The organism is Candidatus Tisiphia endosymbiont of Thecophora atra (assembly GCF_964026395.1).
Taxonomy (GTDB): Bacteria; Pseudomonadota; Alphaproteobacteria; order Rickettsiales; family Rickettsiaceae; genus Tisiphia.
The window spans coordinates 987409-1004037 of the sequence record NZ_OZ032145.1; the positions used below are offsets into that span (position 1 = coordinate 987409).

15 protein-coding genes are annotated in these 16629 nt (G+C 32.5%); 8 read left to right on the plus strand and 7 right to left on the minus strand.

Going from position 1 to position 16629, the window contains the following annotated elements; genetic code table 11:
- Positions 1-130 precede the first annotated feature (130 nt).
- From AAGD45_RS04770 to AAGD45_RS04780, 3 genes are all read left to right on the plus strand, one after another.
- A complete protein-coding gene (locus AAGD45_RS04770; protein WP_341762215.1) occupies positions 131-1108 on the plus strand; it encodes a Fic family protein in 978 nt (325 codons plus the stop codon).
- Positions 1109-1168: 60 nt separating this feature from the next.
- Positions 1169-2557: a dihydrolipoyl dehydrogenase gene (gene lpdA, locus AAGD45_RS04775; RefSeq protein WP_341760831.1), complete on the plus strand. Its 1389-nt coding sequence runs from the start codon at positions 1169-1171 to the stop codon at positions 2555-2557.
- A gap of 279 nt (positions 2558-2836) precedes the next feature.
- The gene (locus AAGD45_RS04780) at positions 2837-3031 is read left to right on the plus strand and encodes a hypothetical protein (protein WP_341760832.1); all 195 of its coding nucleotides are present in this window, start codon (positions 2837-2839) and stop codon (positions 3029-3031) included.
- Between the two features lie 528 nt (positions 3032-3559).
- On the opposite strand, the gene AAGD45_RS04785 is transcribed toward AAGD45_RS04780, so the two are convergent.
- Positions 3560-3991: a DUF2670 domain-containing protein gene (locus tag AAGD45_RS04785; RefSeq protein ID WP_341760833.1), complete on the minus strand. Its 432-nt coding sequence runs from the start codon at positions 3989-3991 to the stop codon at positions 3560-3562.
- Between the two features lie 108 nt (positions 3992-4099).
- The gene (locus tag AAGD45_RS04790; RefSeq protein WP_341760834.1) at positions 4100-4747 is read right to left on the minus strand and encodes a heme exporter protein CcmB; all 648 of its coding nucleotides are present in this window, start codon (positions 4745-4747) and stop codon (positions 4100-4102) included.
- A gap of 603 nt (positions 4748-5350) precedes the next feature.
- Here AAGD45_RS04790 and AAGD45_RS04795 point away from each other — a divergent pair.
- Positions 5351-5497, plus strand: coding sequence for a hypothetical protein (locus tag AAGD45_RS04795; protein ID WP_341760835.1), 147 nt, complete (start codon positions 5351-5353; stop codon positions 5495-5497).
- An 82-nt stretch (positions 5498-5579) separates the two neighbouring features.
- Here AAGD45_RS04795 and AAGD45_RS04800 read toward each other — a convergent pair whose 3' ends face one another.
- From AAGD45_RS04800 to AAGD45_RS04820, 5 genes are all read right to left on the minus strand, one after another.
- The gene (locus AAGD45_RS04800) at positions 5580-5855 is read right to left on the minus strand and encodes a hypothetical protein (RefSeq protein ID WP_341760836.1); all 276 of its coding nucleotides are present in this window, start codon (positions 5853-5855) and stop codon (positions 5580-5582) included.
- Between the two features lie 99 nt (positions 5856-5954).
- Positions 5955-7217, minus strand: coding sequence for an ATP-dependent Clp protease ATP-binding subunit ClpX (gene clpX / locus AAGD45_RS04805; protein WP_341760837.1), 1263 nt, complete (start codon positions 7215-7217; stop codon positions 5955-5957).
- Positions 7218-7375: 158 nt separating this feature from the next.
- Entirely contained in the window at positions 7376-8785 is a 1410-nt protein-coding gene (dnaA, locus tag AAGD45_RS04810; RefSeq protein ID WP_375331319.1) for a chromosomal replication initiator protein DnaA, read from the minus strand.
- Positions 8770-8988 (minus strand): hypothetical protein, encoded by a 219-nt coding sequence (locus AAGD45_RS04815; protein WP_341760838.1) that lies wholly within the window; start codon positions 8986-8988, stop codon positions 8770-8772. Before AAGD45_RS04815 ends, dnaA begins: the two co-directional genes overlap by 16 nt.
- A gap of 43 nt (positions 8989-9031) precedes the next feature.
- Positions 9032-9160, minus strand: a complete 129-nt coding sequence (locus AAGD45_RS04820; RefSeq protein ID WP_341760839.1) for a hypothetical protein — start codon at positions 9158-9160, stop codon at positions 9032-9034.
- 129 nt (positions 9161-9289) lie between these two features.
- On the opposite strand from AAGD45_RS04820, the gene AAGD45_RS04825 reads away from it, so the two are divergent.
- The 4 genes from AAGD45_RS04825 to AAGD45_RS04840 all read left to right on the plus strand — a co-directional run bounded on the left by AAGD45_RS04825 (position 9290) and on the right by AAGD45_RS04840 (position 16221).
- Positions 9290-9586 (plus strand): succinate dehydrogenase assembly factor 2, encoded by a 297-nt coding sequence (locus AAGD45_RS04825; protein ID WP_341760840.1) that lies wholly within the window; start codon positions 9290-9292, stop codon positions 9584-9586.
- 12 nt (positions 9587-9598) lie between these two features.
- Positions 9599-13003 carry a transcription-repair coupling factor gene (mfd, locus tag AAGD45_RS04830; protein WP_341760841.1) on the plus strand — a complete coding sequence of 1135 codons (3405 nt, stop codon included), beginning with the start codon at positions 9599-9601 and terminating at the stop codon, positions 13001-13003.
- A 309-nt stretch (positions 13004-13312) separates the two neighbouring features.
- Positions 13313-14650, plus strand: coding sequence for a DNA repair protein RadA (gene radA, locus AAGD45_RS04835; RefSeq protein WP_341760842.1), 1338 nt, complete (start codon positions 13313-13315; stop codon positions 14648-14650).
- Positions 14651-15360: 710 nt separating this feature from the next.
- Complete coding sequence (locus AAGD45_RS04840) at positions 15361-16221, plus strand: ribonuclease D (RefSeq protein ID WP_341762213.1); 861 nt, start codon at positions 15361-15363, stop codon at positions 16219-16221.
- The last annotated feature ends 408 nt before the right edge of the window (positions 16222-16629 follow it).

Consider the following 16629-nt stretch of genomic DNA (forward strand, 5'->3'; position numbering starts at 1 on the left):
ATATTCAATTAATTAAATAATAAACAACATCGCAGTTAAAGTCAATAATAAAATATCTACTAGGCACAACAGAACGAGAGTACCACTTCACCTCCTTACTAATGCCACTTATAACAACTAATATCAAAAAATCTGCGGAAGTCAGGAAAACCCACCTTTTCAAGTAAGTAATAAAATACTTACATTACTGCAAGATATTGCATATGAGCTTGGTATTTTATCCGGAGCTAAGCTTCCTTTGCCTGCAGTAAAACTTAGAAAAAGTAACCAAATAAAGACGATCCATTCTTCTTTAGCAATTGAAGGCAATAGTTTAAGTTTAGACCAAATAACCGATATAATTGACGGAAAACTGGTGCTAGGTTCTAAAAATGATATTATTGAAGTTAACAATGCCATTAAATTATACAATAATTTACATAAATTAAATCCATTATCAATAGATTGTTTACTAGAGGCACATAGATTATTGATGCAAGAGTTAATAGTTGATAATGGCTATTTTCGAGCCAGCGGAGTTGGCATATTTAAAGGCAATGAAATATCTCATATAGCTCCTAAAGCGAGTCGTATCCCATTATTAATGGATAAATTATTTCAGTTCATAAAAGAAAATAAGGATATTCCGTGGCTAATTAAAGCTTGCGTATTTCATTATGAGCTAGAATTTATCCATCCTTTCTCAGATGGTAATGGGCGAATGGGTAGGTTATGGCAACAATTATTATTAATGAAAGCAGATCCAATTTTTAAATATATTTCGGTAGAGGTACTAATAAAAAACGAACAAAGTGAGTACTATAACGTTTTAGCTGAGTGTGATAAAGTAGGGGAGTCTACCTTATTCATTGAATTTATGGCAACACAGATACTAAAAGCTCTGCAACTATATGTTAATAATGTAGTATCTCAAGTCAAAACTCCTAAGTCTAGGTTAGAATTTGCTAAAATAAAATTACCAAATAGTTGGTTTTCAAGGAAAGATTATATTCTATTACATAAGGATATTTCTTCTGTGTCGGCCAGTCGTGATCTAATCTTTGGAGTTAAGGAAGGTATCCTAACTCATAAAGGTATAAAAAATCAAACTTGTTATAAATTTCAATAATAGACTCTTCCGTTAAATTAAGTTATAAAAGAAATCTAGAAAGAATGAGTGGATATATTAATGGAAAATTACGATCTAGCGATTATTGGTGGTGGTCCAGGTGGTTACGTGGCTGCGATTAGGGCTGCACAACTAAATAAAAAAGTTGTGTTGATTGAGAAGGAGCATTTAGGGGGAGTTTGCTTAAATTGGGGTTGTATCCCAACAAAAGCACTGCTTAAATCAGCTGAATTATTTCAAAAAATTAGACATGCTAAAGATTATGGTATTATAGTAGGTGAAGCAAGTTTTGACCTAAAAAAAATAGTACAGCGTTCTAGAGACATATCGACACAGTTAACATTTGGTATTAAATCTCTGCTAAAAAAAAATAAGGTTACGATAATTGATGGCACGGCTAGGCTAGGAACAGGCAAGGTAGTAGATATCAATAATAATGGTCAAAAGATTTCGATTAAAGCAAAGGACATAATAATTGCAACAGGTGCAAGATCTAGAATCTTAGATGGATTTGAGCCGGATGGCAAGCAAGTTATTACCTCCAAAGAGGCTATGGTTCTTGATAAATTACCAAAATCTATGATTATTGTTGGATCAGGAGCGATTGGTATAGAATTTGCTTCATTTTATAATGATTTAGGAACAAATGTCACTGTAATTGAAGCACAAAATAGGATTTTACCTAGTGAAGATGAGGAAATTTCTTTAATGGCACGAAAAACCTTTGAAAAGAAAGGTATAAAAATTCATACTAATAGCAAATTGTTAAATCATAGCAAAACCCAAGACCATGTTGTAGTTGAAGTTGAGATAGATGGAAAAAATTACAAGATACAAGCTGAAATTTTGCTTATAGCCGTTGGTATAGTTGGTAACACGGAAAACCTTAATTTAGAAAAAACTAATATCAAAATAGATAGAGGTCATATTATTACCAATCAGTTTATGCAAACTTCGGAAGAAGGCATTTATGCAATAGGTGATGTAACATCAGCGCCATGGCTTGCCCACAAGGCAAGTCATGAAGGTATTATTGCTGCGGAAACTATAGCGGGTCTTAAGGCTCATCCTATAGAGAAACGTAATATTCCAGGCTGTACTTATTCCTCACCACAGATTGCTAGTGTAGGGCTTACTGAAGAACAAGCGAAAAAAGATGGTTACCAAGTAAAAATTGGCAGATTCCCATCTATCGCTAACGGTAAAGCCTTGGTTGATGGTTATAATGAAGGGATGATAAAAACGATTTTTGATATAAAGACTGGAGAATTGTTAGGAGCTCATTTGATAGGTGAAGAGGTTACCGAACTAATTCAAGGTTATGTAATCACTAGAACTATGGAGGGTACGGAACTTGATTTAATGAATAGCATTTTTCCACATCCAACTTTATCTGAAATGATGGGAGAAGCGGTATTACAGGCTTATGGTAGGGCTATTCATATTTAAAGAACTCGCCTTACGCGTAACCCATAGCAATTTAAAGTTGCTGGAAAGTACAGGACGTCATTGCGAGGAAGACCGTAGGTCGACGAAGCAATCTAGGAAAATGACTAGAAATGGATTGCTTCGTCGCCACTAAAGTGGCTTCTCGCAATGACGCTAGACTGTTTTCCCTACGATTTTAAACTGTCATGTGTAATGTGAGTGAATAATTTTTTTTAAATATACTTAGTGGTAAGCATAAATTATGTTATAAATTGTTCTAGAATTATATGAGGAAAAAAAATGAGTAAAATGAATACTGAAGATTATGGAGTTTATCCACCAAGGAAGAAAATAAACATTATTATGCAGCATGGCGTGTCATTTGGTGCGGCACTTGCTATGGCTATTTCATTTAATATAAACCACTCTGTATTATGGGCAATCGTACATGGCTTGTTTTCTTGGCTGTATGTGGTTTATTATTGTTTGATTTAGTTTTAGTATAGCTAACTCGAAAAGGTTTAACTCGATAATCAAGTTTTTTAGAATTATTAAAAGATACGTCATTGCGAAGAGGCGATGGAAGCGGCGACGCGGCAATCTTGTGAAGTAGGGACAAGTATTACTTCAAAAGATTGCTACGACGCTGCTTTTCGCGGCTTGGCTTCTCGCTAATAGACGGTTAAGGAAAAACTTGATTATCGAGAATCAGATGCAGAGCCGTCTCAAATCTGATTGTTTAGATAATTTACTTAATTAACCTCAGTTCGATATAAGAATTAATAATTCTTATATCGAACTGGCTTTGTTATAAGGAAAAATGCACTCTTGAAGCGGTTCTACGAGTGCATTTTAACTTTTTTCATCATTCAATATATGATTTTAATAATTAAAATCACATATTGAATGGAGTATTATATTTTAACAATCAGGTGGGCAGCCGCTTCAAACCTGATTGTTTCTATATATAATACTGAATTCGATGTAACTTGTTACATCGAATTCAGGTTAATTACCATCGGTTTATTTATCATCACTATCTGTAGAATCGTTAGGAGAATCATAAGGATTGCGATATGGAAGCATTTCCGGTACTGTCTTATCTTTAGGCAATAACTTATTTAATCCATCCTCTAAAACTTTTTCCCCTGTTTCTTCTTCTCTAATTTCGTATTTTGGTGGGTCTCCTAAACATTTCCAAAAATTGGTTAAGCTCTCAAAGTTGGGACCTAATTTTGTAGTACAATTTTGAGCAATTGATTTAGATGTATCAAGAATTTCAATTGTAGCATCGGTCATATATTTTATAAATCCAATTTGTTCAAGACCCTTGGCTACCCAAAATAATACTATCAAAGAGGCAACTGCTATCATAAAGTACCATTTAGCTATGATACTCCATAAAAACACCCCCATAGGGTTAGCTGCTATTAGTCTTCTTAAAGCTTGCCACATATATAAACTACCGAAAAATGGTTAAAAAACTACGATTAAATTACATGAATAATAAAAAAATAACAATTTTTTTATTAGTGCAGGGGTCAGTATGGTGTATAATATAAATTAAATGTTGTAAATATTCTTAATTAGATATGATGAGAGATAAAATATGGTTGGTAAAAGAAGCATATTGATACCAATCATAACAAAAATTAGACTTATATTCTCAAGATTTTGTAAAACAAGACCGGTAAGTATTATGTTGGGTATTAATAGTGGCATGATTAATATTGCTAGTAGGTTAGTATTTGACCTAAAATAGCTTTGAATAGATCCAATTAAAACTAGTAGGCTACTGGACAAAGTTAATAGCAAAGTTAGAGTGATAAAAAGATAGGTTACTGTTATTAGATCAAGATCGAAAATAATATAAATTATTGGGATATTTAATAAAGAGCTAGTAAGTGAACTAAAAAATATAGCAAATAATTTAGATGTAACAATTTCACTCTCACTGAAACTGGATAATAGTAGCTCTAAACTTCCATCCTCCACATCTTGCTTTAATATTAGACTAGAGAAGCCAATTAGGGCTATTGGTAAAAAAATTACTGAAAAAATAATCCCAAATTTCTTAATATCTACTTGGTCATTGATTAAAGCAGTGCTGAAAATACAAAATAAAAAAAATATAAATAGATATTTGCTAAGATTATTAATACGATTTTGAATTAAGTATTCCCATTTTATTAGCTGTATTAGTTTATGCATATCTCATTATACTCGATAATCAAGTTTTTCCTTAACTGTCTATTAGCGAGAAGCCGCGAAAAGCGTCGTCGTAGCAATCTTTTGAAGTAATACTTGTCCCTACTTCACAACAAGATTGCCGCGTTGGCGATTCCATTGCCTCCTCGCTAATAGACGTATAGGGAACCTCAGTTCGATATAAGAATTATTAATTCTTATATCGATACTTGCTTTGTTATAAGGAAAAATGCACTCTTGAAGCGGCTGACGCGGGTGCATTTTAACTTTTTTCATCATTCAATATGTAATTTTAATTATTAAAATCACATATTGAATGGAGTATTATATTTTAACAATCAGGTGGGCAGCCGCTTCAAACCTGATTGTTTCTATATATAATACTGAATTCGATGTAACTTGTTACATCGAATTCAGGTTAGGGAAGCTATATTTACTAACTTTCGACAGTTATGGATGTTACCCCTAATGGCGATGACTACTTGAGCCTATTATTAACTTATTACATCAATATTTGAGGTTAACTTTACATTAAATAGTTCATTATTAAAAAATATCAATATTACTATACCAATTTCTAATTATACCAAATATGTTTTTAAACAAATGATAGATGGTGGTAAAAGTTTACAGGAAATCTTTGATTTAATCAGAGGAGATTTACAACAAGAAATTAGTAATGAATCCTCATTATTGGAAGTAAAGAGTATATTTGCCCCATTTTTTTTCTACGGGAATCATGTTACTTTATGACAAATTAGTAAAACCTTTTTAATTACATTGCAACTAACTTCAAGAGCTGTTTTTACAGCTCTTGAAGCGGTAGTATTTGTAGTTATTCTGTAGGATGTTCGGCTTCTCCTGCTAGTGGTAGTGTGGCATCAGATGTATTAAGACTAGCTACCTCTGTAGTAATAAAGTTGCCAACATTTTGGTTGTTAACATTTAAATCATTATCCTCTACCCTGTTGTTAGCATTAAAATTATTATCACCGTTGTTTCTGAAATAATTTATAAGAGCGGCTTTTAAAGCTGCTACATGCTCAGGATGTAAACAATTCCGGTTAATTATTCTTTGAATCATTATTGCATCATTATCATTATTTATCATATATAATCCTCTGTTAATTTGAAATATAAAGAAAATTGTAACTATTTGCAAAAAGAATGTCAACTATTAATTAAGAAATGAATTAATAAATTCTTTATTCTATACCGCCATACGCTTTTTAGTAGCTTTTCCGTAGTTTCTTGGTGTAATTATGGGGGTAGCTTTGCCATCTATAACATCTTTTGAAATATGTACATGCATTTTTTTCAGATTGGTAACATTATACATGCTGTCAAGTAGCAGTGTCTCAATTATCGATCTAAGGCCTCTAGCTCCGGTTTTTCGTGCCAGTGCTTTCTCGGCTATTCCTTCTAAAGCATCATTATCAATTGATAGTTCAACATCATCTAACTCAAATAATTTATGATATTGCTTGATAACAGCATTTTTGGGTTGAGTTAAAATTGCCACCAAAGATGCTTTGTCTAGGTCATCTAAAGTTGCTACTACTGGAAGCCTACCGATGAATTCTGGAATTAACCCAAACTTTACTAGATCTTCAATTTCTAATGATTTGAGTATTTCACTGTGTTTTTTTTCTTGTTTTGATTGGACATTTGCCGCAAAACCAATCGAACTTTGAGCAGTACGGGCATTAATGATATTATCTATCCCCATGAAAGCTCCACCGCATATGAACAAAATATTGGAAGTATCTACTTGAACAAAATCTTGCTGTGGGTGTTTTCTGCCACCTTGGGGGGGAACAGAAGCAATAGTTCCTTCCATGATTTTAAGTAATGCTTGTTGGACTCCTTCTCCCGATACATCTCTTGTTATGGAAGGGTTTTCAGATTTTCTAGCGATTTTATCTACTTCATCTATATAAACAATGCCTCGTTGGGCTTTGGCTATATTAAAGTCTGCTGCTTGTAATAATCTTAGCAAGATATTTTCAACATCTTCACCAACATAGCCAGCTTCGGTTAAAGAAGTGGCATCTGCCATAGTGAAAGGTACATCAAGAATTTTTGCTAAGGTTTGTGCCAAAAGGGTTTTACCAGAGCCAGTAGAACCAATAATTAGGATATTTGATTTATTTAATTCGACATCATTATTACCTGACTCGATATATTCTAATCGTTTATAGTGATTATATACCGCAACTGATAAGACTTTTTTTGCTTGATCTTGACCAATTACGTAATCATTAAGAGTAGAAAAAATTCTTTGTGGTGTTGGAATTAAAGAGGCAACTTGTTTAAGAGTTACTTTAGTCTCTTCTTTTATAATATCACGGCAAAGTTCAATACATTCATTACAAATAAATACTGTTGGTCCAGCAATTAATTTTATTACTTCATATTGATTTTTACCACAAAAAGAACAGTTTAATTCTTTTTTTCCAACTTCCCCTGACATGATTCCGCTTTTTTAATTTATGAGTTTAATATAGCTTATATACCTCTAATATAGATAAGTTATTTAGGTAAGTCTAATATATTTTCAAGATACGCGAATTTGGGATAAGACAATATTTCTATTATGGGAAACGTGCTTTTCTTTAAGTTCATAGTAATCTAGTTTTGCAGTATCTTCATTAACAGACTAAGTTCCTCTCGAAATTCTGCATCAATTTCACATAATTCTTCTACTTTTTTGATGGCATGCATTATTGTAGTATGATCTTTCTTACCAAATTTCTTACCAATATCAGTAAGGCTTTTTGGGGTTAATGTTTTACTTAAATACATAGCTACTTGCCTTGGTCTAGCTATTGAGCGAATACGTCTAGGAGAAGACATATCAGAAAATTTAATATTATAACGATCAGCTACTTTTCTTTGAATATCTTCAATCGTTATAATTCTTTCATTGGAACGTAGTAAGTCACGTAAAATATTTTGGGTATTTTCTAAAGTTATCTCCCTACCAACTAAAGTTGAATGAGCAATAACTTTATTAAGAGCCCCCTCTAACTCTCTAACATTTGACGTTATTTTTGATGCCAAGAATTCTACAACATTTTTAGGTATGTGAATATTCATCTGTTCAAGCTTAGATTCTAATATTCCCAATCTTAGTTCATAAGTAGTACTGTGAACATCTGCAACCAATCCCCAACCAAGCCTAGATTTAATCCGCTCTTCAATATTATCTAAATCAGACGGTGAACGGTCACATGATATAACCATTTGACGATTATTATCAATCAAAGCATTGAAAGTATGAAAAAACTCTTCTTGAGTACTATCTTTACCAGATATAAATTGAATATCATCGATCATTAGCACGTCAACTGAACGAAATTCTTCTTTAAAGGACATAACATCTTTATTACGAAGTGCTTTGATGAATTGATACATAAACTTTTCTGCCGACATGTAAATTACTTTGCGAGTCGGGTTATTATGTCTTATATACCAAGCAATAGCATGCATTAAGTGTGTCTTACCAAGGCCAACACCCCCATACAAAAATAAGGGGTTAGATTCAGCTACGGCACTCTCTGATTCAGCAACTGCTCTAGAGGCTGCATATGCTAACTCATTTGGTCCACCAACTACAAAATTTTCAAAAGTAAATCGTAAGTCTAATGCTGAAAAAATGCCTTCGGAATTGATATCCATTCCTTCTTTTATTGATGGAATTTTTGCTAAATATTCAGGTATATTTGGATTTTGTTCTAGTAATTCTTTAGTAACTATCTCAATTGATTTAATATCTTTGTCGTAGGACTGCCAAGATTGCAATATATCACGTGCATATCTTGATTTTATCCAATCTCGAATAAAATTTGTTGGTGTAGAAAGTATAACAGTAGTAGTAGAAGCTTCTAGAAAGTTAATCTTACTGAACCAACTTTTATACAAAGACTCACCATAATGTTTATTAAGATCAGAACAAACATGCTGCCAAATATCTCTATAATGAGCTACTTCCTTTTCTACAGTCAATTGATTTTGGTTAGTATTCACAGAACTTGCCATGGTAAATTATTTTGTTTCCAACCAGCTCCATTATCTCCTCCTTCAAAACCATCAATGATGTTGTAGCAGTTTGGATAACCTAAACCACCAGCACACGATGCCGCTTCATGAGATCGTACACCTGAACGGCAAAGGAATAATACATTATTTTTATTCCTGACTTTCGATATGAACTGGTTGTTAAATTCATGATTTAAGGACATATCAGGCAATAAACGCCAGCTAAGAAAAAGTACTTGATCTTTATCAAGCTTTGTGAATACCTATTTTTTGCCATTCTTCAGTAGTTCTAACATCAACAACAATGGTACACTCATCCATTCCTAGCAACTTATAAGCTTCTAAGGAAGATATATTTTTGATACTTATAGGCATCTGCATTTTTTTGAATATATTAAAATTTATTGAATAAGAACAAGATTTAGACTAATTAAATTTGAGTATATACTACATATACAATTTATATTTTATATTTGGTAATTGTCAAACTATCTGAATCATATTATGATATTTTTTTGTCAGATTATCAATATGGACTATTTAAAAAAAGCATTCCTAACTAAAAAATTACTATACCAAAGCAAAAATCGTGGTTGCAAAGAAACCGGGTTAATATTAGGTAAATTTGCTGAACAATTTCTTGCTAATATGGACATAGATAGTTTAACAGATTTTGCTTTAATACTTAATCAAAATGATATAGATATTTATGATTGGATTACCAATAAAACAACTCCTCCTGTTCACTTAAAGTCAAAAGTGATGTTACAAATACTTAATTTTGATATTAACCGCCTATAAGCTTAATAAACAATGATACAACAACCTCTACCGCTCAGTGCAAAAAGTTTTTTTGCTAATGAGTATTTCTCAAATAAACCAACCAAGAATATTTTACTTATTTTTGCTAGTGAAGATGATGCAATTAATAGCCATAAACAGTTATTATTTTTTGCACAAAGCATTAAGACTAGTAATATATTATATTTTCCTAGTTTTGATACTATACCATATGATCGCATTTCACCCCAGTCTAACATTTTATCAGAAAGAGCTAATACACTAAGTTATTTAGCAACTAATAATGAAAAAAAATTGGTAGTTACTAATGCGGTGAATTTACTGAGCAAATTACCGCCTTCGGAATTCCTAGTTAAGTCTTTTCTGAAATTACATAATAAAATGAAGCTTTCAGCGGGTAAGCTCGCTGAATTCCTAGTACATAATGGTTTTACAAGGAGTAGTAGTAGCATTGATAGTGGCGAATTTTCAGTAAGAGGAGAGATAGTAGATATAATTTTACCTGGTTCTAAGGGCTATCGTATTAATTTTAGTTGGGATCACATAGAGTCAATAAAAAAATTCGATATTGATAGTCAAATTTCTACTAATAGCTGCACGGAGCTAATAATTAATTCTGCCAGTGAGGTAATATTAAATCTAGAAACAATAAAGAATTTTAGAGATAATTATCTAAAAGCTTTTGGTGTTAATTACGTGAATAGCCCTTTATATGAATCAATAACTGAAGGAAAAAAATTTCAAGGATATGAACATTTATCTCCTTTATTCTATAATTCTTTCAGTAGTTTAATTAATTATTTAGATGATCCTATTATTATTTATGATAATTTGTCGTTACAATCAATTCTTGAGCAGGAGAATAATTATACAGATCTTTACAGATCCCGTATTGAGTCTAATAAAATAAAATTAAACACATTCTATCCTGCGTTGCCTCCTGAGCAGATTTACTTTACCAGTCAGGAAATACAAACTTTACTAGAACAGGATAAGAATATTTTAATTACTCCTGAAGATTCATCTTATGCATATTCATTAGAAAAAATTATTGCAACTAGTTTTATTGAGGATAAGACAGTTTTTGATAAGCTATTTGAGATTATAGAGAACAATAATACTAAAATACCAATTATTTTTTGTCAGTCTAAAAGTAATTTGGAAAGACTGAAGAGCTTGATAAATAGCTACTCACGAGAATATATCGAGATAGACAATCTACAACAGGCAAAAATTGGTGTGATAAATCTTGCATATGTCCAACTGAGTCAAGGATTTTATAGTGATAGATATTTGTTTATTGCAGCTCACGATATTTTAGGAAAAAGTGCGGCAAACGTTCGCCAGCAAGGTGCTAAACGTAAGCTTAAAAACATTCTAATGGAATTAGATAATTTAGGTGAAGGGGAGTTAGTTGTTCATAAGGATCATGGTATTGGTCAATTTCTTAATGTTGAAACACTAGATGTTAAAGGCAAAGCTCATGATTTCTTAAAAATTTTATATGAGAATAATGATAAATTATATATTCCTGTTGAAAATATAGAGCTAATTAAGAAATATGGTAGTAGTGAAGCACAGCTAGCCAAGTTAGGTAGCAGTAGCTGGCAAAGAAGTAAGGCTAAACTCAAGAATCGTATTACAGAAATTGCCGAACAATTATTAGCAATAGCCGCTAAGAGGAAATTAACTGTAACTAATCCAATAGAGTTTGATCATGAAGAATATGACAAATTCTGCCAGAGATTTAAATATACCGAAACTGAAGATCAATTAAATGCCATAAATGATATTAGAAAAGATTTTGACTCAGGTCTTTTAATGGATAGATTAATTTGTGGTGATGTTGGTTTTGGAAAAACTGAAGTGGCCATAAGGGCAACTTTTATGGTAGCTAAATCAAACTATGATGCAAACTGTAACGCAAACTGTGACACCCCCTCTCAAGTAGCCATTGTCGTACCAACTACTATTCTAGGTAAGCAGCATTATTTAAGATTTCGCAAAAGATTTAAGGATTTAGGGCTGAATATAGTACAATTATCTAGCCTAGTTACCAATAGTGAGGCTAAAATTATTAAAGAACAAATCAAAAATGGTACAGCTAATATAATAATTGGTACACATGCCTTGCTGAGTAAGAATATAGAATTTAGTAACCTCAGATTATTAATAATTGATGAAGAACAACATTTTGGTGTTGCTCAAAAGGAACATTTAAAGAAACTAAGAACTACAATGCATGTTCTATCTCTTTCGGCAACCCCAATTCCTCGTACAATGCAGATGTCTATGGTAGGGCTGAAAGACCTTAGTATCATTGCCACACCACCGATTGATAGGCTAGAAGTTCGGACAACAGTTATGCCGTTTGATCCAGTGATTATTAGAGATGCTTTACTTAAAGAACGTTTCCGTGGTGGTAGAAGCTTCTATGTAGTGCCTAGAATTAAGGACATCCCGGATATAGAGAGATACTTACAGGAAAGTGTACCTGAACTAAAGTACAAAGTTGCTCATGGCCAAATGCCAGCTGCCAAAGTAGATGAGATTATGAGTGAATTTTGTGATGGTAAGTTTGATATACTCGTTTCTACCACAATAATTGAGTCAGGTATAGATATTGCCGAAGCTAATACAATGATTATTCATAAATCTGATATGCTTGGTTTGAGTCAGTTATATCAGCTCAGGGGTAGAATAGGACGAAGTAAAGTCAGAGGTTATGCCTATTTAACCTTAGCTAATTATAAGAAAATGACCACACATTCAATAAAACGTCTAGAAATAATGCAGAGTAGCTGTACTCTTGGTTCTGGTTTTACCATTGCCAGCCATGATATGGATTTACGTGGTTTTGGCAATTTAGTAGGAGAAGAACAGTCCGGACAGATTAAAGAAGTAGGAGTGGAGCTTTATCAGGAGATGTTAGATGAACAAATAGCAATTCTTAAGGATGAAGTTATTGAGCAGCCAAAAGCTTTTGTTCCAATAATTAATTTGGGATTACCTGTTTTCATTTCTGACAATTATATTGCAGATTCTGCTCTTAAACTAAGTTTGTATAGAAGAGTTGGAAATTTAATTGATGATATAGATATTGAAAATTTTAAGGACGAAATGGTTGATCGTTTTGGTCCTATCCCATCAGAGTTTAATAATCTACTTAATATAGTAAAAATAAAGCATAAATGCAGTAAGCTTAATATTGAAAATTTAGACTCTGGTGATCGAGGATTTGTTTTAAAATTTTATAAAGAATCAGATATAGCTGATAAGATTAGAAATTTTGTTATAAAATATCCTCAACAAACCAAAATAAAACCGGATACTAAGTTAGTATTTACCAAAACATTGGTAGGAAAGGATATTATAGAGGAAGCGAATAGTCTGCTGGAGCAATTATTGGCGGCATAATACCATATAACTCGACAATCAATTTTTTCCTTAACCGTCATTGCGAGGAGCCGCTGCAAGCGGCGACGTGGCAATCTAGGATACGCGAAGCGTTACTCTAAAAAAACAGCTTCGCTGTTTACCTAGATCGCCACGGCATCTAAAGATGCTTCGCGATGACGATTATAGAAAAATGGGTACTATGCATAATACCATATAATGCGAATTCAGGATAAGAATTGACAAATTCTTATCCTGAATTCGCGTAATAGGCTATTAAACCGATGTCTTACATTGAATCTAGGTTAACTAGGAATTAAAATTAGGAAAGTGAGTAAAATTAAAAAGCAATATATATGTACAAATTGTGGTAATAGTACATCAAAATGGGCAGGACAATGTTTTGATTGTGGCTTATGGGGAGCAATTGAGGAAGAGGTAATTAGTCAAGTACAAGTTAGGTTAGGCAATAAACAACAAATACAAAAGCTTGATGGTGTTGTTGTGGAATCATTACGTACTCCTACGCCTATAAATGAATTAAATAGGGTGTTGGGTGGCGGGTTGGTTTCCTCTTCGGCAATTTTAATTGGTGGTGATCCTGGCATTGGTAAATCAACTTTATTATTACACTTAGTGGCAAGTTCTTTTTGTGATAAAATTAGAATGAATTGCTTATATATAACTGGTGAGGAATCCATTGACCAAATAAAGCTAAGAGCCTTAAGATTAGGCCTTAATAATGAAACAACATCTATCTTAGCTGCCACTAATATCGAAGATATTATCTCAACTATTGATGCTGATAAAAACAATATTGATTTGGTAGTAATCGATTCAATTCAGACAATGGTAACTCGCACACTATCATCACCACCTGGCACTATTTCGCAGATTCGAACCTGTGCTAATGAATTGGTTAGCTATGCTAAGCAAAATAATATTATTATTTTACTTAGCTGTCATGTGACAAAAGATGGGCAATTAGCTGGTCCTAAGTTACTTGAACATCTTGTTGATACCGTACTATATTTTGAAGGTGATCCTAATAGTCATTTTCGTATTTTGCGTTCTATTAAAAATAGATTTGGTGGAATAGGAGAAATCGGTGTTTTTGAGATGACTGCTAGTGGTCTTATGGAAGTCTCTAGTCCTTCCGAGCTATTTCTAATGAAAAGGGATAAAAATGTTAGCGGGACAACGGTATTTGCTGGAATTGAAGGGTCTAGACCGTTATTAATTGAGATTCAGGCATTAATTGCTCCTTCCAATATGCCAATGCCAAGACGTTCGGTTGTAGGATGGGATTTAAATAGATTATCAATGATAATAGCTGTACTCAATGTACGGTTTGGGCTTAACTTAACTTCTAAGGAAGTATATTTAACTGTTGCTGGTGGGCTTAAAATTTCAGAACCAGCTTCAGACTTAGCTGTTGCAGCTGCTTTAATTTCTGCAGCAAATAATAAAGCTGTGCTAGAACATAGTGTTTTTTTTGGAGAAATTGGTTTATCTGGTGAAATAAGAAAAGTCAATGCAGCAGAAATGAGAATAAAAGAAGCAACGAAATTAGGATTCAATAAATTAATTTGCTCCAAACTTGAAAAGTTAAGTAATAACCTAATTTGCCCAATTAGTAATATAAAAGAATTGAAAGAGTTGATATAGTTAAAATTCACACTTATGAAATTCTAATAGTATTATTAACCTCAGTTCGATATAAGCACCAAACAAAATGCTAAGCATTATGTAATAACATAAACAAACTGTTGGTGGTGAGCTATGGTAAAAATAAAACCTTCTTTCAAACCAGTTTGTTAGGAGAATTAATAATTCTTATATCGATACTTGCTTTGTTATAAGGAAAAATGCACTCTTGAAGCGGTTCTACGAGTGCATTTTAACTTTTTTCATCATTCAATATGTGATTTTAATAATTAAAATCACATATTGAATGGAGTGTTATATTTTAACAATCAGGTGGGCAGCCGCTTCAAACCTGATTGTTTCTATATATAACATTGAATTCGATGTAACTTGTTACATCGAATTCAGGTTATTATTAGAATCTTATTTGACTATTTTACCTTAGTTCGATGGGAGACATCAGTTTAATAGTTCCGATTATCTGTTTCTTGAAATGTCTTAATTGTTTTTTTAATTGTAGCACTTATGAAACACTTATTTTAAGATAAGTGTTATAAATTAAGGATTCCATCTTTGACAAAGTAGCGTAAAAGTGTTACGCTACTTTTAACCACAAAAAAGCATAGAATCCCAATTTGGGATAAGAATTGACAAATTCTTATCCCAAATTCGCGTATAGAAAAATACCAAATTTATTATATAGGAGCAATTTAATTACTAATACTTCAAAAATACTTATTATTGATAATCAGAAAGCATTAAATGAATTCTGTCGACAGTTATTAGATTGTAAGACTATAAGTGTTGATACTGAGTTCTTGCGTAAAAATACCTATTTTGCTCAGCTTAGCATAATTCAAATTATGGCCAGTAGTTATAAAGTGATAATTGACACTTTGAGCAATTTGGATCTTTCTCCTATTAACGAAATATTTCTGAACGATAAGATTCTTAAAATAGTTCACGCCCCTAGAGAGGATTTTGAGATATTTTATCATTTATTTAAGAAACTGCCAAAAAATGTTTTTGACATACAAATTGCAGCTGGTATTTGTGATTTTGGTAAATATTTGAGTTATTCGGATATATGTAGCAAAATTTGCTTCGTTCACATTGATAAAACTTACCAAAGGTCTGATTGGTTAAAGCGTCCAATTAATGCTAATATGTTAAATTATGCTATTAAAGATGTTGAATATTTAGAACCGATTTACAAGGTATTGCAACAAATAATTCAAGATAATAACTTACAAAACGAATATGATGAGCAAATAAAATCTTTGCTTAATATTGAAAATTATATTGTTAATGCACAAAAAGCTTGGCAAAAAGTCAGATTCGATAATCATTCAGAGTCTTTTATTCATAAAATGAAAATTATGGCAGCTTATCGGGAAGAACAAGCAAGTACAATAGATTTACCAAGGAGACATTTTATTTCTGATGAGGAATTAGTACAGATTTGTCAATATTTACCTACCAGTAATAAAGATTTTGAAAATCTTAAATTAAATAGTCGCTATCTTAGTAAACAAAAATATAGAACTCAATTAGCAGATCTGTGTCTTGCTATACAAGAATTAGGTGAATAAAGGTACTTTATTTATGTTAATTGTGGAATAAATTTGCTATTTTCTAAAAGGTTAAGTAGGTTCTATGAACATTTCTATGTAATAGACTTCCTGCATAATTCTACTTTTGCTGGTAATTTGTGCGTCGATCCGCATAGGTGTCAACTTAAGAGCGTAATGATTGAGCATGTATAAGTAAATTAACCTAAACGTCATTGCGAGAAGCCGCTGTAAGCGGCGACGCGGCAATCCAAGATACGCAAAGCGTTACTCTAAAAAACAGCTTCGCTGTTTATCTGGATCGCCACGGCATCTAACGATGCCTCGCGATGACGGCTATGTTTAATTTGTTTATACATGTTCAATCTTTACGCTCTTAAGTTGACGCCTATGCGTGATACCGGTACTCTGCTCCTCACGTACATTTGA

Bases quoted from the DNA above. Each gene is read 5' to 3' on its own strand.
- lpdA (WP_341760831.1), top strand. From the start codon at position 1,169: ATGGAAAATTACGATCTAGCGATTATTGGTGGTGGTCCAGGTGGTTAC.
- AAGD45_RS04780 (WP_341760832.1), top strand. From the start codon at position 2,837: ATGAGTAAAATGAATACTGAAGATTATGGAGTTTATCCACCAAGGAAG.
- AAGD45_RS04785 (WP_341760833.1), bottom strand. From the start codon at position 3,991: ATGTGGCAAGCTTTAAGAAGACTAATAGCAGCTAACCCTATGGGGGTG.
- AAGD45_RS04790 (WP_341760834.1), bottom strand. From the start codon at position 4,747: ATGCATAAACTAATACAGCTAATAAAATGGGAATACTTAATTCAAAAT.
- AAGD45_RS04795 (WP_341760835.1), top strand. From the start codon at position 5,351: ATGATAGATGGTGGTAAAAGTTTACAGGAAATCTTTGATTTAATCAGA.
- AAGD45_RS04800 (WP_341760836.1), bottom strand. From the start codon at position 5,855: ATGATAAATAATGATAATGATGCAATAATGATTCAAAGAATAATTAAC.
- clpX (WP_341760837.1), bottom strand. From the start codon at position 7,217: ATGTCAGGGGAAGTTGGAAAAAAAGAATTAAACTGTTCTTTTTGTGGT.
- dnaA (WP_375331319.1), bottom strand. From the start codon at position 8,785: ATGGCAAGTTCTGTGAATACTAACCAAAATCAATTGACTGTAGAAAAG.
- AAGD45_RS04815 (WP_341760838.1), bottom strand. From the start codon at position 8,988: ATGTCCTTAAATCATGAATTTAACAACCAGTTCATATCGAAAGTCAGG.
- AAGD45_RS04820 (WP_341760839.1), bottom strand. From the start codon at position 9,160: ATGCCTATAAGTATCAAAAATATATCTTCCTTAGAAGCTTATAAGTTG.
- AAGD45_RS04825 (WP_341760840.1), top strand. From the start codon at position 9,290: ATGATATTTTTTTGTCAGATTATCAATATGGACTATTTAAAAAAAGCA.
- mfd (WP_341760841.1), top strand. From the start codon at position 9,599: ATGATACAACAACCTCTACCGCTCAGTGCAAAAAGTTTTTTTGCTAAT.